Source organism: Bradyrhizobium sp. 192 (assembly GCF_023100965.1).
Lineage (GTDB): Bacteria > Pseudomonadota > Alphaproteobacteria > Rhizobiales > Xanthobacteraceae > Bradyrhizobium > Bradyrhizobium symbiodeficiens.
This window is the reverse complement of sequence record NZ_CP064690.1, coordinates 4,934,038-4,953,412: the sequence shown is the minus strand read 5'-3', so window position 1 is coordinate 4,953,412 and position 19,375 is coordinate 4,934,038. Positions and strand designations below refer to the sequence as shown.

The 19,375-nt window shown below is 66.4% G+C and carries 23 protein-coding genes; 21 read left to right on the top strand and 2 right to left on the bottom strand.

All coding sequences use genetic code 11. The annotated features are described in order from the left end of the window. The first annotated feature begins 44 nt into the window (after positions 1-44). From IVB24_RS22655 to IVB24_RS22580, 16 genes are all read left to right on the top strand, one after another. Positions 45-719 carry a head decoration protein gene (locus IVB24_RS22655; RefSeq protein WP_247768925.1) on the top strand — a complete coding sequence of 225 codons (675 nt, stop codon included), beginning with the start codon at positions 45-47 and terminating at the stop codon, positions 717-719. A gap of 110 nt (positions 720-829) precedes the next feature. Further along, positions 830-1,858 carry a major capsid protein gene (locus tag IVB24_RS22650; protein ID WP_247768924.1) on the top strand — a complete coding sequence of 343 codons (1,029 nt, stop codon included), beginning with the start codon at positions 830-832 and terminating at the stop codon, positions 1,856-1,858. A 3-nt stretch (positions 1,859-1,861) separates the two neighbouring features. Beyond that, the gene (locus IVB24_RS22645; RefSeq protein ID WP_247768923.1) at positions 1,862-2,185 is read left to right on the top strand and encodes a hypothetical protein; all 324 of its coding nucleotides are present in this window, start codon (positions 1,862-1,864) and stop codon (positions 2,183-2,185) included. Continuing rightward, a complete protein-coding gene (locus tag IVB24_RS22640) occupies positions 2,182-2,832 on the top strand; it encodes a hypothetical protein (RefSeq protein WP_247768922.1) in 651 nt (216 codons plus the stop codon). Before IVB24_RS22645 ends, IVB24_RS22640 begins: the two co-directional genes overlap by 4 nt. A 1-nt stretch (position 2,833) precedes the next feature. Continuing rightward, entirely contained in the window at positions 2,834-3,244 is a 411-nt protein-coding gene (locus IVB24_RS22635; protein ID WP_247768921.1) for a hypothetical protein, read from the top strand. Between the two features lie 44 nt (positions 3,245-3,288). Next, on the top strand, positions 3,289-4,779 hold the full coding sequence (locus IVB24_RS22630) for a phage tail tube protein (protein ID WP_247768920.1): 1,491 nt from the start codon (positions 3,289-3,291) through the stop codon (positions 4,777-4,779). Between the two features lie 130 nt (positions 4,780-4,909). Continuing rightward, the gene (locus IVB24_RS22625) at positions 4,910-5,362 is read left to right on the top strand and encodes a hypothetical protein (protein WP_247768919.1); all 453 of its coding nucleotides are present in this window, start codon (positions 4,910-4,912) and stop codon (positions 5,360-5,362) included. A gap of 98 nt (positions 5,363-5,460) precedes the next feature. Beyond that, positions 5,461-5,655, top strand: a complete 195-nt coding sequence (locus IVB24_RS22620) for a hypothetical protein (RefSeq protein WP_247768918.1) — start codon at positions 5,461-5,463, stop codon at positions 5,653-5,655. Between the two features lie 6 nt (positions 5,656-5,661). Then, entirely contained in the window at positions 5,662-9,219 is a 3,558-nt protein-coding gene (locus tag IVB24_RS22615) for a hypothetical protein (RefSeq protein WP_247768917.1), read from the top strand. Next, a complete protein-coding gene (locus tag IVB24_RS22610; protein ID WP_247768916.1) occupies positions 9,216-9,614 on the top strand; it encodes a hypothetical protein in 399 nt (132 codons plus the stop codon). Before IVB24_RS22615 ends, IVB24_RS22610 begins: the two co-directional genes overlap by 4 nt. A gap of 24 nt (positions 9,615-9,638) precedes the next feature. Beyond that, on the top strand, positions 9,639-10,070 hold the full coding sequence (locus tag IVB24_RS22605) for a hypothetical protein (RefSeq protein ID WP_247768915.1): 432 nt from the start codon (positions 9,639-9,641) through the stop codon (positions 10,068-10,070). A gap of 27 nt (positions 10,071-10,097) precedes the next feature. After that, on the top strand, positions 10,098-10,514 hold the full coding sequence (locus IVB24_RS22600) for a hypothetical protein (RefSeq protein ID WP_247768914.1): 417 nt from the start codon (positions 10,098-10,100) through the stop codon (positions 10,512-10,514). 613 nt (positions 10,515-11,127) lie between these two features. Next, the gene (locus IVB24_RS22595) at positions 11,128-12,093 is read left to right on the top strand and encodes a hypothetical protein (protein WP_247768913.1); all 966 of its coding nucleotides are present in this window, start codon (positions 11,128-11,130) and stop codon (positions 12,091-12,093) included. Beyond that, on the top strand, positions 12,086-12,886 hold the full coding sequence (locus IVB24_RS22590; protein ID WP_247768912.1) for a hypothetical protein: 801 nt from the start codon (positions 12,086-12,088) through the stop codon (positions 12,884-12,886). The genes IVB24_RS22595 and IVB24_RS22590 overlap by 8 nt, the downstream gene beginning before the upstream one ends. 2 nt (positions 12,887-12,888) lie before the next feature. Further along, complete coding sequence (locus IVB24_RS22585) at positions 12,889-14,274, top strand: hypothetical protein (RefSeq protein ID WP_247768911.1); 1,386 nt, start codon at positions 12,889-12,891, stop codon at positions 14,272-14,274. Positions 14,275-14,276: 2 nt separating this feature from the next. Beyond that, positions 14,277-15,464, top strand: coding sequence for a tail fiber protein (locus IVB24_RS22580; protein ID WP_247768910.1), 1,188 nt, complete (start codon positions 14,277-14,279; stop codon positions 15,462-15,464). On the opposite strand, the gene IVB24_RS22575 is transcribed toward IVB24_RS22580, so the two are convergent. Continuing rightward, complete coding sequence (locus tag IVB24_RS22575; protein ID WP_247768909.1) at positions 15,448-16,086, bottom strand: hypothetical protein; 639 nt, start codon at positions 16,084-16,086, stop codon at positions 15,448-15,450. The genes IVB24_RS22580 and IVB24_RS22575 overlap by 17 nt on opposite strands. A 58-nt stretch (positions 16,087-16,144) precedes the next feature. Between IVB24_RS22575 and IVB24_RS22570 the strand changes: the two genes are divergently transcribed. The 5 genes from IVB24_RS22570 (at position 16,145) to IVB24_RS22550 (ending at position 18,807) form a co-directional block, all read left to right on the top strand. After that, positions 16,145-17,401: a peptidoglycan-binding protein gene (locus tag IVB24_RS22570; protein WP_247768908.1), complete on the top strand. Its 1,257-nt coding sequence runs from the start codon at positions 16,145-16,147 to the stop codon at positions 17,399-17,401. A gap of 2 nt (positions 17,402-17,403) precedes the next feature. Then, positions 17,404-17,829 carry a hypothetical protein gene (locus IVB24_RS22565; RefSeq protein WP_247768907.1) on the top strand — a complete coding sequence of 142 codons (426 nt, stop codon included), beginning with the start codon at positions 17,404-17,406 and terminating at the stop codon, positions 17,827-17,829. Next, the gene (locus IVB24_RS22560; RefSeq protein ID WP_247768906.1) at positions 17,795-18,040 is read left to right on the top strand and encodes a hypothetical protein; all 246 of its coding nucleotides are present in this window, start codon (positions 17,795-17,797) and stop codon (positions 18,038-18,040) included. The genes IVB24_RS22565 and IVB24_RS22560 overlap by 35 nt, the downstream gene beginning before the upstream one ends. Then, positions 18,040-18,306 (top strand): hypothetical protein, encoded by a 267-nt coding sequence (locus IVB24_RS22555; RefSeq protein ID WP_247768905.1) that lies wholly within the window; start codon positions 18,040-18,042, stop codon positions 18,304-18,306. Before IVB24_RS22560 ends, IVB24_RS22555 begins: the two co-directional genes overlap by 1 nt. Before the next feature lie 105 nt (positions 18,307-18,411). After that, complete coding sequence (locus IVB24_RS22550; protein ID WP_247768904.1) at positions 18,412-18,807, top strand: hypothetical protein; 396 nt, start codon at positions 18,412-18,414, stop codon at positions 18,805-18,807. Here IVB24_RS22550 and IVB24_RS22545 read toward each other — a convergent pair. Continuing rightward, positions 18,777-19,130, bottom strand: a complete 354-nt coding sequence (locus IVB24_RS22545) for a hypothetical protein (protein WP_247768903.1) — start codon at positions 19,128-19,130, stop codon at positions 18,777-18,779. The genes IVB24_RS22550 and IVB24_RS22545 overlap by 31 nt on opposite strands. Positions 19,131-19,375: the final 245 nt, after the last annotated feature.

The following is a 19,375-nucleotide window of genomic DNA, read 5'->3' as shown; positions in this document are numbered from 1 at the left end:
GCGCGGGCGGGAACCCCGGTCCTGACAACAGGAGTAAATTGATCATGACCACCTTGACTGAAACTCTTCACGCCGGGGGCTTCATCGTTAGCGAAGCCAACGGCAAGCGCTCCCGCGACGAGGTCACCATCGGCCTTTCGCAGACCCTCCTCACCGCCCAGGTGGTCGGCCGTGCGCCGGTCGCCGCAAGCGTGACCTCCTCCGCCGCGGCCGACGCCGGCAACACCGGCAACGGCGTCTTCACCATCGACGCCACCACGCCGGTGCTGGCCGATGCCAAGAACGGCGTCTATCGCGTAGTCTGCATCGAGCCCGTCACCAACCTCGGCACCTTCGCCGTGATGGACCCCAAGGGCATCGAGATCGGCCGGGCCATCGTCGGCTCCACCTTTGCGAACCAGATCAAGTTCGCGATCGCGGACGGCGCCACCGACTTCGTCGCCGGCGACGCCTTCTCGGTCACGGTCGGCATCGAGGATCCCGTCGACTACGACTTCAAGGCGTTCGACACCACGGCCACTGATGGTTGCCAGCGCGCCGCCGGCGTGCTGTTCAGCGCCATCACCACCGACGGCTCGACCAAGAAGCGGGGCGTCGTGATGCGCCGCTCCTGCGAGCTGCGCGCTTCCGACCTGGTCTGGCCGGGCAGCAACCTGACCGCCGCGCAGAAGGCGCAGGCGATCCAGGACCTCGCCGACCTCGGCATCATCCTCCGCTAACCGGCAAGCCGACTTCCCCACGGTCGCTTGAAGCAACCCGCGCCGGCGCCGCCGGCGCGCACACGTCTCCTCGCGCTTCACGCGCTCCATTCCACGAAGGGAATTCGACAATGCTCACCATGGACGTCTTCAAGCAGGATGCGTTCAGCTCCACCACGCTGACCGCCGTCGTCGACAAGCTCGGCTACACCCCCAGTCTCCTCGGCACCATCCCCGGCCTTTTCAATCCGGTCCCGATCCGAACCACCGCCGTCTTCATCGAAGAGCGGACGAATGGTCCCGCGCTCATCCAGACCTCGCCGCGTGGTGCGCCGCCCAAGCAGCGTGGCGGTGAGAAGTCGAAGGTTCGCGCCTTCGAAACGGTGCGCCTGGCCGAGGGCAGCCGGATCACCGCCTCTGAGCTCCAGGGCATTCGTGCCTTCGGCTCTGAGACCGAGTTGAAGCAGCTGCAGACCGAGGTCGCGCGCCGCCAGGGGCTCATCCGCGGCGATTTCGAGCTCACCTGGGAATTCCACCGTCTTGGCGCTCTCCAGGGCAAGGTCCTCGATGCCGACGGCACATCGGTAATCTATGACTGGGCTGCCGAGTTCAACCAGGCGATCCCGGCCGAGCTGGATTTTGACCTCGACAACGCAAACCCGGCCACCGGCGCCGTCCGGAAGAAGTGCAATACCGTCAAACGTTCGATGCTGGCCGCACTCAAGGGCCTCGGCGGCAATGGCGTCAGCATCGGCGCGCTGTGCGGAGATGCCTTCTGGGATGATCTGACGAGCCATCCCGAGGTGGAGAAGACCTTTCTCGCCACCCAGCAGGCGCAGGATCTTCGCGCTGGCTTCGGTACCGCCTGGTCGATCTTCAAGTATGGGGACATCACCTGGATCAACTATCGCGGTTCGGACGATGGCGTCGTCGGCATCAATACCGACAAGGCCAAGTTCTTCCCGATCGGCGCCAACGTCTTCCAGGTTGCGATGTCGCCCGGCGAAAGCTTCGAGTTCGTCAACACGCCGGGCCAGGCGGTCTATTCGGGCATCGTGACGGACAAGGACCGCAACTCCTGGGCGGACGTCGAGCTATTCTCCTACCCGCTCTTCGTTTGCACCATGCCGTCGGCGCTCTACCAGGGCAAGCGGACCTAGTCCGTGGCTCTCGCCGAAACTCTCGCCGCCGCGGCGGCCGACGCGGCCTATGTCATTTATGGCAAGGCCGCGTCGTATACGCCGCCGGGCGGCGGGATCTCGGTGCCGTGCACGGTGCTGTTCGATGGCAGGGATTCCAGCGCCCGGCCGGAGGATGGCTCGCCGCCGGCGGGCCAGTCCTGGATCGAGGTCCGCGCCAGGGAAGTCGCCGTGCCATTGGCCGGTGGCACCTTCACCATGACGGTTGGCGGCAAAACCCACGAGATCGCCAGCCGTCCACTTCCAACCGATGCCGACGGCTACGCCTGGAAAATGTGGGTCGAATGATCCAGGTCAAAATCCAGCCGATCCGCCGCGAACTCGACCTCGCGGTCGCGTCCTGGCTTGGTCCGGAGGCGAGGGCAGGGATGCTGGTCAAGACCGCCAGCGAGATCCTCGCCCAGACCGACGCGCGCAACCGCAACGCCCTCGAGCAGGATGTGCCGCACCGGACCGTCGTCGACGGCACCCCGTCCGAGGCGCTCGAGCGCGTGCGCGCCGACGGCGTTATCGTCCGGACCTATGACGTGATGCCGATCCTGCTGATGGAGATCGGCCGGCTGCTCTGGATCCACTCGCCGGTCAAAACAGGCGCCTATCAACAATCGCACCGGCTGCTCGCCGACGGCAATGAGATCGCGGCCGTCACCGATGGGTGGTCCCTCTCGTCGGTACCAGCCGGGGTGGGCGAGTTCGTCTTTGCACCGTCCGTCTCCTACGCCAGGCCCTTGGAAGGCGGCTGGTCGAAGCAGGCGCCGGACGGGATCTATCAGGTCGTTGCGGTGATGGTGAAAGCGACCTTCGGCCATTTCGCCAAGATCGCCTTCGGCTATCGCGAGATCGCCGGCCTCACCGAAACCAAGGTTGAGCAGCAGGCGCGTCCCTACAGCCCGCGCGATCTGCGCCAGCCAGTCATCATCATTCAGCCGAGCTGACATGCCGAGCAAAGCCGTTTCCGACGCCTTCGAGACACGGCTGCAATCGTGGCCGAATATCTCCGCGTGCCCCCTGGTCGACCTCAATGAGGTCTCCGAGGTCCCGAAGCCGCCGTATCTCGAGCTTGAGTGGCCGGCCGCGGTTGAAGATCGCATGAGCGTCGGCTCGCCGGCGGTCTTTCGGGAGCGCGGCGGCGCCCGTTTCATCTTCACCGTCACCACCAACAAGCGTGGCTGGAAAGCCCAGGTTCTCGCCTGGGCCGACGAGCTGCGAGATCTGTTTCGATCAAAGGCCTTCGGCGGCGTCGAGACCGACGAGGCCTCGCCGGCGGTGATCGACGAGCGCAACCGCGATGGCACCAAATTCCACGTGCCGTTCGCCGTCGCCTACAAATTCGACGCCCTCAAATAGGCCGTCGCTTCTCCCCCTGACCTCTCTGACGAAGGAGCCTGCAGATGAGCGGCCTTGTCCCCTCAACCAACCAGACGAAACAGTCCTATGTGCGCAAGGCATCGGCCAATTACGGCGTCAAGCCGACCAACCCTGCCTGGAATGAGATGCAGAACGGGCAATTCGGTCTCAAGGCTTCGCCCGTGCGCGGCCGCAGCAACGACCGCCGCGGTGACGGCCAGGCCGCCGGTACCTTCCTGACCGACATCAATAACGCTGGTGCGATCGCGACCGAGCTGAAGTTCCAGCACCTCGACGATCTCTTCGAGGCGATGGTCAAGGGCCAGTGGCTGACCCAGGCGGTCATCCAGGTTCTGACGCCGGACACCGAGATCAGCGACGTCACGACCACGGCGCTGACCGTCTCCGCCGGCGGTGCCAGTTTCAAGGCCGGTCACCTGACGCGCACGCTCGGCTTCCCGACCGCCGGCAACAACAAGGTCGCGCGCGTATCATCCTCGACCGCGACGGCGATCACCTATCCGGCTTCGACCTTCACCGCCGAGAGCGCGCCCATTCCGGTCGGCGCCAGCGTCCGCGTGGTCGGCTTCCAGGGCGTCAGCGGCGATATCGTGGCGACCACCACGCTCGGCAATGCGCTCACCTCGACCGCCCTGGACTTTACGACGCTCGGCAACGGCGTCGGCGTTGGCCGCTGGGTTTGGATCGGTGGCGCAGCCGCCGGCGAGAAGTTCGCCACCGCAGGCTGCAACGGCTGGGCGCGGATCTCCGCAGTGGCGGCGCAGCGGCTGTCCTTCGATATCGTCCCGAGTGGCTTTGCGGCAGATGCCGGCACCGGCAAAACCATCTCGGTCTACACCGGCGACTTCCTCAAGAACGGCACCACGATCTACGCCTTCGACTGGGAGGGCCAGCAGACCGGCGTTGCCGCTTCGATGTACGAGTACTTCTACGACACCATCATCAACGGCATGACCATGACGGTGGCCGGCGGCAAGGAGATCACGATTTCCTTCGACGTCATGGGCAACCTGGCCGATCCGATCGGCACGGTGCGCTACACCGGGTCGACCGACGTTGCCGCGCCCACTTACGGCACCATGACCGCGACCACCAACGTCGGCGATCTCACCGAGGGCGGCGTCACCCTGATGGGCGGCGTCAACGTCATGAGCTCCGGCTCGATCAAGATCGCCAACAACGTCTCGCGCGAGCCGGTGGTCGGCCCTCTCGGCGCCGCCGCCATCAACGTCGGCGCCTTCACGGTGTCCGGCAATGTCGATACCTATCTCGCCGATCCCACCATCATGGCGAAGGGCATCAACAACACGCTGTCCTCCTTCACCTGCTTCACCGGCAACAATTCCGGCGACAAGGAAGGCTATCGCTGGGACGTCCCGGCGATCCGCCTGGCGCCGGATTCCGAGGTCGGTGCCTCCAACCAGTCCCGCAAGGTCTCCGGCCCCTACGAGGCCGAGCCCCACGCGACGCTGGGCTACACCCTGTCGATCGGCCGCTTCTGGTTCATGCCGTAAAGCCGCCCCTCGGACGCGCCCCCACGCGCGCAGAGAAGCCCGTCCAGCCGCCTTCCTCCCCGGGGCGGCCGCGGGCCCGGCCGGGCAGTCGTGGGGCTGCCCGGCCACCCCAACCCCACGAGGAATTCAAATGGATATCGAGAATGCGGTGGTCGTCGTCGACGGCCGCGAGTGGCAGAAGGACCTGCCCGAACTGGGCGACCTCGAGGTGCTGGTGGCGCCCTGGGAAAATCCGGCCTTCGAGCGTGCGATGCAGAAGGGCATCCGCGCGCTCCCGCCGGCGCTGCGCGCTGACGGCAACATCGACCCGGCGGCCTATGCAGGCGTGCTCGGCCGCGCGATGGCACGCACCATCCTGTTCGGTTGGCGTAACCTGAAGAGCGCCGGCGTCGAGAAGGCCTTCGATCCGGCCTATGCCGAGCAGCTGCTCGTCAATCCCAAGGCCAAGCCGTTCCGTGACGGCGTGGTGGCCGCGGCCAAGCGCGTCCAGCAGGGCGTCAAGGCGGAGACCGAGGACCTCGTGGGAAACTCACCGCCTTCCTCGACTGGGAGCGCGAGTGGGGAAGTGAAGTCGAGCTCCTGAAGCAGCGTTACGATGAGATCGGCGCGGAGCATCCGGCGCATTTTTATCCGCCGGAGCTCCCGCCTGCATCGGGCATCTACCTCACCGCGCTGCGCGCGTTGCGCGGTGACCGTCCGGTCTCGATCGGTTTCGGCGCCGCCTTCACCAATGCGATCCCGTTCGGCTCGCTTGTGACCTTCGCCGCCCGTTACGGCGTCGACGACATCTGCGAATTCGATCGCTTCGCCGAGATCCTGCGCCGGCTCGACACCCACGAGTTGGTCCGGATCAACAAGCCCAAGCCCCAATCCTGAGGTCTGATGGACATCCAGCAGGTTGTTCGCGAGGTGACGGTGCGCGGCCAGGTCCAGGGTATGGACCAGGTCGCGCGCGCCTATGACCAGGTCGCGGACGCCTCGGACAACACCGCCGCGTCGATGGCGAAGTCCGGCTCCAGCGCGGCAATCGCCGAAGCTGCCATCGCCAAGCTCGGCGCGCAGCTCAACGACAATGTCCGGCAGCAGGAGCGCATCTCGGATTCGTTGCGCCAGCAGAGCCAGGCGCTGCAACAGGTTGGCGTCGCCGCCAACGACAACAGCGCCTCGGCGCGTGCCAATGCGCTCGAATGGGCCGAGGTGGCCAACCATCTGAGGCAGGCGGCCGAAGCGGCCTATCTGTTCTCGCCCGCGTTCCGGAACGTGGTCAACGCCATGGCGGTGCCGATCCTGAAGGGCACCGCGGTCGCGCTCGAGGCGACGGCCGTCGGCATGGTGACTGCGACCAATTATGCGGGCACCGGCATCATCAAGCTCGGGCTTGCCATCGGCGCCTCGAGCAGCTCGCTCGCGCCGTTCGCGCGGCAGCTGGTCGGCGTCGGTGCCGCGCTCGAGGCCTTTAGCCCGAGCCTCTACGGCGTCGCCAGCAGCATCGTTTCGCGGCTGATGCCGGCGCTGCGCATGCTGGGCACCGTCGGACTTGTCGTCAACGCGGTGCAGACGGCCGCCGAGGCATGGCGGCTGGGCGGCGAGAAGCTGAAGGAATGGACCGACATCGCGGAACGCGCCGCCAAGGTCGACCTTTCTACGGGCTTTATCCAGCGCCTCGACAAGGCGGCGACTGACGCAAAGCTCCCGATCGACGATCTCACCGCCGCCCTGAAAAAGCTGGTCGAGACCGCGACGGACAAGCTCGGCGGTTCGGACTTGCAAAACCGCCTGAAAGACCTGGTGAAGGCCGGCAACTTCTCCGGCAATGCCGGAGTCGGCGACCTCGGGCGCGCGACGAACACCGAGCAGCAGTTCAAGGCCATCGTTTCCCTGATCGACCAGGCCATGCAGAAGGGCGAGCGACTGGCTGCGCTGGATCTCGCCAACACGGCCTTCGGTCCGGCGATCACCGCGCGCCTGCGCGAGGACGATGAGTTTCTCAATCGGCTTCTCGTCAGCGCCGAGAAGATCGAAAGCACGCAGCTCGTCTCCGACGAGGACATCTCGCGGGCACTCGACCTGCAGAACCGCTACGACGCTGCGGTGAAGATCCTGGAGCAGCGCTGGCATCCGATCCAGGATCTGCTCACGGCCGCCGGCGTCAAGATGCACGAAGTCTGGGTGAGCATCGTCGAGGTCATCGCGAAGGCTGTCGACATGGTCACGGGCTTTGCGCTGAAGGTGGTCGACATGCTGTCTCAAGCCTTCGGGTGGGTCGGAAAGATCATCGATCGGCTTCCTGAGTGGGCCAAGACCGGTGCGAAAGCCGGGGCGAGCCTTGCGGCCGGCGCCCTGGCAACGCCGGTGGCCGGCGCTGCAGCAGGTGCCGCGACCGGCCTGTACGGCGGCAATGACGGCAACGCCAAGGCGGCTGATGAATATTCCGCGGCGCTCAACCGGCTTGCCGTTGGCCTGCGCAACGCCAATTCGGTGCAGCAGGCAATCGCTCAGACCAACGCGGTGCAGCGCGCGGTCTGGAAGGACACGTCCAAGGCCATCACCGACAACGCGCAGGCGGTCGCCGACGCTTACGATCGCGCGCTCAGCGCGTCGCAGAAGCATATCGCGATGCTGGCCGCAGAGAAGGACGCGGTCGGCCTCGGCGCCGGCGCCCTTGAGGAGTACCGCACCCGGACCGCGCTCACCATTGCCGCGCAGCAGGCCGGAAGGAAGCCTACTGAAGACCTCACCCGAGAGATCGAGGACCAGGCGAAGGCGGCTGGGCAGGCGGCCGACGCGCTTGAAAGGACCAAGGTCGCCTCGCAGATCGACTTCGGCCGGCAGACCGCGCTGCTCGGTCCGGAGGATCTTCAGATCGCCCAACAGCTGAGGGGCATCTACGGCAACGATGTGCCGGCTGCGCTGGCCTCGAGCGAGGCCGCGGCCATCCGGGTCACCAACGCGATCAAGGAAGGTCGCGACGCCGGCGTCGACTTCGCCAAGACGTTCTTCCAGGGCCTGCTGCAGGGCAAGTCCGCCATGGACGCGCTGGCGGATTCGGCGCAGCAATTGTCTTCCAAGCTGGCCGACAGCGCGATCACGGACATCCTGTCGGGCAATTTCATCAAGGGCGGCATCGAGGGCGTTGCGGCGATCGGTACTGCGTTGTTCGCCGGCGACCAGAAGGCCAAGAAGGAGCTGCAGGAGGCCCAGGCGCAGTGGGCCAGGATGGCCGGCGAGGTCACCAAGTTCAACCAGGCCGCCGCCGGCGTCGACCTCGGGCCGCTCACCAACGAGCTGCAGTCCCTGTTCGGGTCCTACCAGGGCCTCGAGGAGGCGGCACGCAAGGCCAAGGACGAGGCCGCGCGCGGCAGCCTTGCGCAGACGCTGTCCAGCGGCATCGGCCGCGTCCTCGGCGAATTCTATCGCAGCGCCGACGAGCTTTCCCCGCTGCAGAAGTCGATCAAGGGCGTCAACGACGAGGCCGCGGGGCTCAAGGACACGCTCACCGAGATCGGCAACGCCCAGCACTGGGATCTGACCGGCGAGTTCGGCGCGATCGACGCCGCGGTGAAGGCCCAGATCAAGAAACTGATGGAAGACGCGGCCGACACGCTGACGGCGAGCCTTGCCGCGCGCCTCAACACGGCGCAGGGCAAGTCCTATCTCAACGACGCCACAACGCTCCTGAACCAGCACGCGACGGATCTGTCGACCGCGGCCTTGCTCGGCAACGATCCCGCCATCCTGGCGCAGATCTCGGCGACCTTCGGCGCCGAGGCGCAGAAGATCATCCAGGATGCCGGCCTGGTCGGCGACCAGTTCCAGGACTTCATCAAGCTGTTTCCGGATCTCGCCGACGTCGTGCACGAGGCCACCGTCGACATCACGGATTCGATCAAGACCATCAGCCAGTATCTGGAGAGCCTGCAGGTCGGCTCGAACTCGATCCTGTCGCCGCAAGAGCAGCTCGCCGCCGCGCAGGCGCAATTCAGCCAGCAGCTCGCGCTCGCGCAGGGCGGCAATGCCGATGCGCTCGGCTCCATCACCAAATACGCCGACCACCTGCTCGGCCAGGCCAAGAACTTCTATGCCTCGTCAGAGGGGTTTGCTGCCATTCAGCAAGCTGTGACCGCAGCGCTCTCCGGCCTCGTCGGGTCCAGTGGCTCGAGCTATTCGGCAACGCAGCCGAGTTCGGCCACTGCGAGCTCAAGCGTCCAGGGCATCACGCCTGTCATCTCGACCGGCACGGCCGCGGCCAACGACAACGGCGCGTATTTCGCGCAGCAGACCTCGACGCTGGTGCAGGCGATCGCCGCGGCCGCCAGCACCGACGTCGCGGCCATCCAGGACCTGCGCGACATGCTGTCTGCCAAGCTCGACAATCTCAAGAACGCGGTCGAAGGGCGGCGGCCGGCAGCACCGCGGCCGAATGCGCGGGGGGCGGCATGAGCGCAACCAGCTATTACCGTCGCAAGGACCTCGACAACCTCACCGGCGTTGCGGCCTATGCGGCGCCCACGCTGTATCTGTCGCTGCACACCGCCGATCCCGGCGTCGCCGGCTCGCATGCCAACGAGATTTCAGGCGGGGGCTATACCAGGGTCTCGCTCGCCGGCGTGATGGGCGCGGCCGATGCCGACGGCATCAGCGTCAACACCAGCGTGATCAGCGTCGGTCCCGCCAGCACCGACTGGGGCACCGTCGCTTATCTTGGCATCGAGGATTCCGCGGTCGTCGGCGCCGGCAACATGCTGTGCCCGGGCGCGCCGACCATGCCGCGCACTATCACCACCGGCCAGCCGTTCCAGATCCCCGTCGGGCAGCTACGGCTTCGAAAAGCATGATCCTCTAAGGGAGCGGCGACCACCATGGGCGACAAAGGCACCACCTTCTGCAACGATTGGCTCAAGCTGATCTTCAATGGCACGGCGATCGCCAACATTGCCGATAACGCGGCGTCCTCGCCGCTCGCCACTCTCTATTTCGCATTGCATACCGCCGATCCCGGCGTCGGCGGTGCCCAGACCACCAGCGAATGCGCCTACACCTCCTATGCGCGCGCGGCAGTCTTGCGCACCCCGGTGGGTTTCACCGTCGCCGGGACCAGCGTGACGCCGGTCAACGACGTCAATTTTCCGATCGCGACCTGCGGCAGCGAGACGGCGACCTATTGGTCGGTTGGTACCGCCGCGAACGGCGCCGGCAAGATCCTCTATCGCGGCGCGCTGTCGCCGGCGATCGCGATCTCGAACGGCGTTCCGCCGGTAGTCCATAACAGCACCAGCATCACCGAGAGCTGATTGCCGGCGTTTTGAGGGGGCGCCGCCGTGTTCAGCATCGGGCCGTTCAGCCGCTACCGCTTCTCGGAATCGGACCAGACCCCGAGCAGCTCGAGCGGCGCCGCCACCGGCGCTGCGACGGCGATCGGCAAGGGCGCGCGGGCCGGAACGGGTGCGGCCGTCGGCGCCGCCACGGCGGCGGGCAAGGGCGCGCGGGCCGGCAAGGGCAGCGCCAATGGCGCCGCGGCCGCGCCTGGCATCGGCGCCCGCGCGGCAAGGGGCACGGCCGCAGGCGTCGCGACTGCGCTCTCAATCGGCGGGCATGCGGGCCGCGGCACGGCCGCGGGTGTCGGTACCGCCGTCGGCGCAGGTACGACCAGCTGGGACCTCATGCTCGAGACCCAGGAAACGCCGTTCGCTTATTTCGCCGAGATAGAACCCTGGGTTCTGACGGATCGCTCCTGATGTATGGCGTAGCTCCGATGTGCGCGCTGCCGTGGTCGGCCTCCCGGCGGGACATGCGCGTCTATTTCGACATGACGACGGATCTGTCGGCAGATCTGACGCTGAAGCTCTATGTCGGCACCGCTGACTATGCCACCGAGCCGGCCGACACGCCGTCGAGCCAGCCGTTCAAGGGCGTGCTCGAGAGCTTCGAGTTCACGCGCTCGATCCTGCAGGGCGACATCGGCCAGTTCGCCACCGGCACCGGCAAGCTGACCATCTCCAATGCCGATGCCGATTACGATTTCCTGCCACAGTCCTATGCGATCGACGGCCGTCCCATCACCATCCGTGCCGGCCGTCCCGACCGGCCCTATGCCGAGACCATGCCGCTGGCGCGGCTCACCGCCTCGGGCTGGAACATCGACACGAGCCAGATCGCGATCGACCTCGAGGACTTCTCCTACAAGCTCGAAGTGCCGATGCAGCCCAACACCTACGGCGGTACCGGCGGCGCCGATGGCGGCGCGGATCTCGCCGGCAAGCGCAAGCCCTGGTATTCGGCAATGCCCGCAACGTCTCGCCGGTGTTTTTGGTGCCGAACCTCCTCATCTACCAGGTCCACGACGGCGCGATGCAGGCGATCGATACGGTGTACGATCGCGGCGTCGCGCTCACCGGCGCTGGCGACGTCGCCAATTACGCCGCGCTCGCGGCCGCCAGCGTCACCGCAGGCCAGTTCAAGACCTGCCTGGCCGCTGGCCTGTTCAAGCTCGGCTTCAGTGCCAGCGGCACGGTGACCGCGGACGTCAAGGGCGATGCCACCGACGGCTACCTGGTCCGGACCGCCGATATCGTGCGCTGGGCACTGCGGCACCGGACGGTGCTGTCGGACGCTGACGATCTCGACGTCGCCTCGTTCGACCAGGTCAACACCGACCAGCCGGCGCCGATCGACTATTTCCTTGGGCCCGACGAGAACCTCACGGTGGCCGCTTTCATCCAGGCCATCATGGCCGGCATCGGCGGCTGGGGCGGGCATCGCCTCGACGGCATCTTCGAAGTCCAGATCTTCGCGGCTCCCACGGGCGAGCCCGTCGCCTCGTTCACCCGCGACGACATGATCGTCGACATCAGCCGCGAGCCGCTGCCTGACGCCTACCGGCCGCCGCGCTGGCGCTGGCGCGTGCCGTACCAGCGCTGCTGGACGGTGCAGACCGATCTCGCCGAAGGCGTCACGGCCGCGCACAAGGCCTTTGTCGCCGAACCCTACCGGCTGGCCGAGGCGACCTCGAGCACGATCCAGCTGGACCATCCCTTTGCGCAGGACCGCGATCCCGTGCAGGCCTATTTCTCCGAGGCCTCCGATGCCGCGGCCGAGGCCGCTCGCCTGATCAATCTGTTCAAGACCACGCGCGCGATCTACCGCATGTCGCTGCCGCGCCGGGCACTGCGGCGCGAGATGGGCAACGTCATCCGCGTCACCCACCCGCGCTTCGACCTGAGGTCGGGCCGGCCGATGCGGATCGTCGAGTGGGGCGTCAAGCTCCAGTTCAACGGGGCCGGCGTCGACACCGTGGAGATCGCCGCCTATGGCTAACGCCGCGCTGCTGATCGACAATGTCGCCGCGGGCGCCGGCATCGCCGCCTCGAGCCAGGTGCTGACCATGCCGGCGTCGAACTTGAAGACGCCGCATCCCTCGCAGCGCTGGCGTAGCCTGAGCCCGGCCGACTGGTTCGTCGCCGACAAGGGCGCAGGGGTCTCCGCCGATACCGTGCTGATCAACGGCCTGACCTGCGGGCCGAACACGCAAGTGCGGCTGCGGCTGTCCTCGATCGACGCCACCGGGGTCGCCGGCGACGTGCTGGACACCGGCCCGATCGCAAGCCTGGCCGGCCCGGCCTTCGACATCGAATACGGCGCCTTCCTGTGGCTGCTGTCCACCACGGCGGTCTGGCGCTACACCCGCTTCGACATTGCAGATCCCGACGCCCTCTATGTCGAGGCCGGATGCCTGGTCGAGGGCGGCCGCGAGGCCTTCACCTACAATTTCGCGCCCGGCGATACTGTGCAGAACGTCGATCGCAGCCGGGTGTCGACGACGGCTTCGGGCATCACGCTGATCTGGGACGACAACGGCTTTCGCCGGATCAACCTGTCCTTCAATGCCGTCACAACCGCGCAGCGCTATGGCCTGGTCGAGCGGCTCGACCGGGTCAAGGGCCGCAAGCGCAACGTGCTGCTGATCATCGATCCCGAGAGCGAGAACCTCCCGCGGGATTCGATCTACGGCCTGGTCATCGACCAGACCCCCATCGCCTTCAGCAATGCCTTCGCCGTCGACGGCAAGCCGCTGTTTGGCAAGCAGCTCCGCATCGACGAGAGACTCTGATCATGGCCTTCGTTGCCCCTAAGGACCGCGTGCTCGAACAGTCGAGCTCGAACAGCCAGAGCGTGTTCGTGGTCACCGGCGCTCTCGATGCCGGTTACAACGCCTTCAGCGCGTCGATGGCCGTCGGCGACACCACGGTCGGCGCGGTGGTGGAGCCCGGTGTCGCCTTCAAGTCGGGCCTGCTCACCTACAGCAACACCAACGAGGTCACCGTCACCACCGCATTCGAGAGCAAGGGCACCTTCTCCGCCGGCGGCGTCAAGCAGGTGTTCATGGGGATGCCGGCGGCAAGCGCCCTGGGCCTGGACGGCGCGCAAGGCCTCTCGACCGCGAGGAAGGCGCAGGGGCGTGCCAACCTCGATGTCACCAGGAAGAACTACCTTCTCAACCCCGGCATGATGGTGTCGCAAGAGAACGGGACGACGGCTGGCACCACCAACGGCTATTACCCGGTCGACCAGTGGCGCATGGACTTTTCCAACGCCGGCTCCGTCAGCGTCGCCCAGGTGGCGAGCGCGACCCCGGGCGGGTCGCCGAACCGGACGCGGGTCACCGTCACGGGGGCCGACGCGTCGGTCGGATCGGCGGACTACGCGATGCTGACGCAACGGATCGAAGGCCGGCGCGCCTGCGATCTCAGATTCGGCTCGGCTTCCGCCAAATCGATCACGGTTCAGATCGGCGTCAAGGCCCCGGCCGGAACCTATTGCATCGGCCTGCGCAACGGCACGCCCAATCGCAGCATCGCCGGCGAGTTCACGATCGCCGGCGGCGAGGCCAACACCGACGTCGTCAAGACCGTCACGTTCGCGGGCGACACCACCGGAACATGGGCTGTCGACACCACGATCGGCATCGAGGTCTGCATCATGCTGATGGCGGGCAGCTCGTTCCAGCAGACCGTCAACACGTGGGGGGCTGCATCCGGCGGATTTGCGACCTCGAACCAGTTCAATTTGATGGGCACGAACGGCAACGTGTTCGAGCTGTTCGACGTCGGCATGTATGAGGGCGGCGCCGCGCCGTCCTTCCAGCTGCCGGACTATGACGATGAGCTGCGGAAGTGCCAACGGCACTACTGGCAGACCGCGGCGAACGAATATCTGCCGATCTCCGGCACACTTCTGAGCGGGGCAACCAGCGGCAAGTTCTCGTCGATGCCGTGCCCTGTGCCGATGCGGACCGATCCGACCGTGACGATCGGGACGTCGGCAGTCGTGACCAACGGCCCGACCACCGCCGCGCTGACAGGGGTCACGGCGGTCGCGACTGGTCATGCCTCGTTGATGCTGTCGCTCACATGGTCGGGGTCCGCGGGCTCGGCGATCGCGGATGCGATCGTCGTGTTCGGCGGGACGACGCCGACGAAATTCAGCGCGAGGCTGTAACCATGACCTTCGTCCGCACCCGCGCGCGCATTCTCGAGATCTCGACGACGTCGGGCAGCGGACCGTTCGCACTCGCCGGCGCCGCCGACGGCTCCTACAACACGTTCGCATCGTTCATGTCGGTGGGCGACCAGACCTTCGTCACCGTGGTCGAGCCGGGCTTCGCGTTCTGGAGCGGGATTGCGACCTACAGCGCGGCCAACGAGATCACGCTGACCACGGTCGAGGAGACCAAGGGCAGCTTCGGCGCCGGCACCAAGGAGGTGATGGCGTCGCCGCTGGCGTCGAGCTCGATGCTGCGCGAGGACATTTCCGGAGCGATCGTTACCGGGGGCACGTCGACGGCCTACACGGTGGCGTCTTTCCGGAAGTACGGCTCGCTGGCCGAGCTCGACGGCAACATCATTGCCTTCACCCCGCACGTCACCAACGCTCTCGGATCGCCGCACGTCTCACTCAATGTCGATGGGCTGGGGGCGAAATCGCTACGCGCCGATCCAACCCGCGAACTGCCGCCGGGCGTTCTGATCGCCGGCACGCCGTACACGGCGCGGTATGATAACGTCAACGGGCTTTTCCTGCTGCACGGCGTCTTCGGCACACCCTACAACATCCCTCTTGGCGGGGGCCTCGACTATTGGGGGGCAACAGCGCCGAGCAGCGCTTTTGCGTTCCCGGTTGGTCAGGCGATCTCCCGGGCAATCTATGCTGATCTCTTCGCTCTGCTCGGAACAACCTACGGCACCGGTGATGGATCGACCACGTTCAACTTGCCGGACAAACGCGGTCGTGTCTCAGCAAGTGCCGATGCTATGGGCGGCATTGCGGCTGGTCGCCTTACCGACGCCGTCGCTGGCATAGACAGTCCTGGCGATGCCGGCGGTGCGCAATCCCACACGCTGTCTGCGGGGCAAATTCCGTCGATCACGTCAACAAACGGGTCTCAAGGGATCACGGTGGGCACGACCGGCGGGTTAGGTATGCCGGCTATCACGGGAGGCTGGGCAGGCCTCGGCGCTGGCACCGGCAGTTTTCAAACCGCTCAATTCAACGGTGCGCAATCGCCTCAGACAATCTCCTCGCTGTCGGGAAACAACAGCATCAGCGTAACGTCGAGCAACACCGGGGGCGGTGCTCACAACAACGTCCAGCCGACGATCATCTGCAATTACATCATTCGGGTGCTTTGACGAAGTCGCACCAATCGTCCCCGCTTGCTGCGATGTGGTAGCCTGAGTGCGCAGCTTCAAACTCGCTCCGCGACAGGCTCTTGCGCTCGTAGGAAACGGCCTTTGTTGTGAGGCGGAGGCGCTGGCCTCCGGTACGTGGCCCATTTTCAATCAGCATCGAGCGCTGGTGTTCGGCCACGGGATGCTCGGAGAAGAAGAGGCGTCGCCACTGCATGCGCGCGGCACCAACATTTACCAGCTGCAGCACCGTTTCCGTTGGATCGGCGGTGTATTGAACCGCCCCATTTGAATGCATCAGGTCGACGGTGCCGAGCCAAGAACGAGCAGCTCCGATGTTGGTGAAGAAGCGGAGCCTATCTGTTTCGAGCTGCATGGCCTGCTGCACCATGGCCGGCGTTTCGACGACAGCCCAGCGGATGAGCGGAACTTCGCGGCGTGCGAGTTTGTAGTGGATTCCGCAAGCGCCGCCAAAGTCCAAAACGCTCCCAGTGCCGCGGATCTCAGGCCATTCGCCAGTCGGATCCGTTGCGACGGTTTTGGCGAATATCTCCGAAACCAATTCAGGGTGTTCGTAGCCCTCGATGGTCGAGGACGGGAGCAATCGAAGGATGCGGGTCAACATAGACCGCAACGTGCTCGACAACCAAAAATTGCGCAATCTTAAAATGAGAGTAGTCCCCATGACCGATACCGTCTTCGGCCAGGCGCTCGCGCGCCTGTGGCCGCGTTGCCCGCAGGATCTGCTCGTCGGCATCAATGCCACCGCGGCAGAGGTGTTCGCCAAGTACGGCTTCACGCCGTTGGTGATCACGCATTTCATGGCCCAGATCACCCACGAGTGCGGGGCCGGGCGCGAGCTGGTCGAGAACCTGAATTATTCCCCCGAGGGAATCGTCCGGACCTGGCCGAGCCGCTTCAAATCGGTGGCCGAGGCGCTGCCGTTTGCGCATGCGCCGCAGAAGCTGGCCAACAAGGTCTATAACGGCCGCATGGGCAACCGGCCGGCCTCGAACGACGGCTGGTCGTTCCGGGGCAGGGGCGGCACCAACACCACCGGCCATGACGGCTATTTCCGCCTGGCCCGGAAGATGGCCCAGGACTTCCTGGGCGATCCCGACCTGGTCAACCGGCCGGATCTGTTCCTGGAATGCGCCGTGGTCGACTTCGTGCTGTGCGGCTGCGTGCCCTTTGCCCAGAAGGACGATATCCGCGGGGTGACTTACCACCTCAACGGCGGCTTTATCGGGCTCAAGCAGCGCGAGGATCTGACGCGGCGGTGGAAGACCGCCCTGATGCCCGAGCATGGCCAGGCAGCGCTGTTTCCGGCGCCTGTGGCCCGTCCGGCGGGCGAACTGGGCTATGGCGACGCCGGCTTCGAGGTGAAAGGCCTCCAGGCCGAGCTCAAGGCCAAGGGTTACGCCGTCGGCCGGGACGATGGCGACTTCCACGAGGCCACCCGGGGCGCCGTGGCGGCCCTCCAACTCAACCACGGCCTTCCGGCCACCGGCGTGGTCGACCAGCCCACCCGCGAGGCCCTGGCGAGCTCCCCGGGCGTCCCCGTGGCCGAGGCCCGGGCGACCGCCACGGTCCAGGACCTGCGCCAGGCGGGCTCGCGGACCATCGCCGGGGCCGATCGGCTCAGCCTCCTCGCCAAGCTGAAGATTGCCCTGGGGCTGTCGACCCTCGGCGGCGTCGGCGCCGACCAGGCCGGGGGCTTCGACCTCGACACCGTCCAGGCCGGCATCGACAAGGCGCACCAGGCCGCCGGCATGCTCGACCAGGTGCGGCCGCTGCTCAAGGCCCTGTTCTCGAGCTCCTGGGCGCTGCCGATCGGCATTGCCGCGGCGGTGGTCGGAATCCTGGTGCTGATCGACGCCGGCCGCATCGCCCGGGCCCGGGTCGAGGACCACCGCTCCGCAGCCAACATGGGGCGCTGATCATGCTGACCTCGTTCGCGGGCGCGATCGCGCTCATTCCTGGCGGCGGCACGGCCGCAGCCGCGGCCGTCAACGCCGTCGGCTGGCTGCTCCGCTGCGGCACCTGCCTCAAGATCCTCGCGGTGCTGTTCGCCGTCGGCTTCACGGCGCTGCACGTGCACCGCGAGGAGGTGGCGCGTTGCGATGCCCGCATCGCTGACGAGCGCACCACGGCGGCGGCCGCGGCCGCGCAGCGCGATGCCGATATCGCCAAGGATCTCGGCGGATTTTTCACCCCGAAGCTCGATGCGCTCCGCAAGCAAAACGAAGCCCTCCAGAAGAAGGTCAACGACTATGCGAAACGAAAGGCGCCGGCCGCGGCTGCTCGCAAGCCTTCTGCTTGCCGCCTTGGCGATGCCGCTGGCCTCCTGCGGCCCAAGGCTCGCTGAGCTCGCGCCGGCGCTGCGCGTCGACGTCCCCCTGATGTGCGAGGATCTGCTCGAGCAGATCGCGCTGCCGGCGTTCGGGCCCGACGATGATGCGATCGAGGCCTTCCTGCGGCTCGAGGCGATCATGATCGAGCAGCACGGCGTGATCGAGCTCGCGCGGGAATGCCTGCGGCGGCAGCGGCTGGACTATGCCGGAAAGGGAGCGACGTGATGGGCACATTGACGGCCGTGAAACCGCGCACCCAGGTCGAGCGCATCGCCGCGCTCGAGGAGCGCGAGCGCGCGCGCGGGGAGAGGGACGAGAAGCACGAGGCCCGCCTGGTCGGGATCGAGACCAAGCTCGGTGAGCTGGTGACGCTGCTGACCAAGGCGAAGGGCATGAAGGAGCTGGTCGACGGCGCCTTCAAGTATATCGGTTATGTCGCCTCGATCGGCGCCGCCGGCGTCGCGATCTGGAAGTTCTTCTTCGCTCACTGACCAGCCGAACAGGATCAGCTCTTCAACGCCGTCGGCGCCCTAGCGCCGGCGGCGTTTTCATTTTGCGCTCTGGCCCAGGAGCTGCCCGGTCTTTCGATCTATGAAATGAATGCCGCCGCAGGCCGGGCAGTCGAACCGCTCGTAAAGGCCGTCGGACAACGTGATCTCGTCGGCCAGCGCATGCTGGACGTTCATCCCAGTGTGCGGACAGTGGATAAGAACAGGGCGTGCCATGGGTGGACCCTAAGCCCCGGGCAGTGCTCCCGACAACTAAGGGCAATTCCCGAGGTCGCAGGGAAAGAGCTGGCCCTGATCGTCGGCACGCAGGTTCTCGATCGAGAGCAGCTCGACCTCGGTACCGGCGCGAACGATGGCTTTAGTGATGCCGCGGGATCTGCGGTCTTCGAGCGTGCCGGCGATCGATCCGGGGCGGCCGCGCAAGCGGCCGGCGGTGATGAGGACGGGCGTTCTCAGAAGACTTCGATGGTGACGCTGCCGTAAAACGTGCCGGAGCGCTGCTCTTCCATCCTGACCAGGCCGCTGTCGAGCAGCGTCTGGCGCCGGCGTTCGCTGAGGCCGAGGAATTGCTCGGCATCGAGCACAGGGAGGATGCCCTTCAGCGCGCCTTCCTTGCGGCCGGCGACCTTGACGACTCCTTCGCCGGCGAACTCTTCCTTGAAGTTCTCGCCCTGGTCGGTGGCGATCTCGCGCAGGCCGCGCTTGAGATCTTCCATCCTGGCGCGGTCGGCGCCGATCTTGCGCTCGAGGTCGAGCAGATCCTTGGCGGAGCTGCGGCGAGCGTTGTGGGAGGCGGGCGCCGGCATGGGCACAGGTCCTGGTCGCGCGCGGAACGCGGTACATGGCCGCGCGCGAGCGAAATGTTCCATAATCTTGTTAACGAGAGGTTGCCTGGCGCCCGTTGTTCGGGCTCGCCGGCTCTCGTTGCTATAGCGGGATGTCCGCTTTCGGCCTCGGATGGACGCGGAGAGTCGACCAGGACCTCCGTGATCGCCGAACGCTAGCGATGGGCCGATCGCGGGCTCCCGGCGCGCGGATCTTCGCACCCATG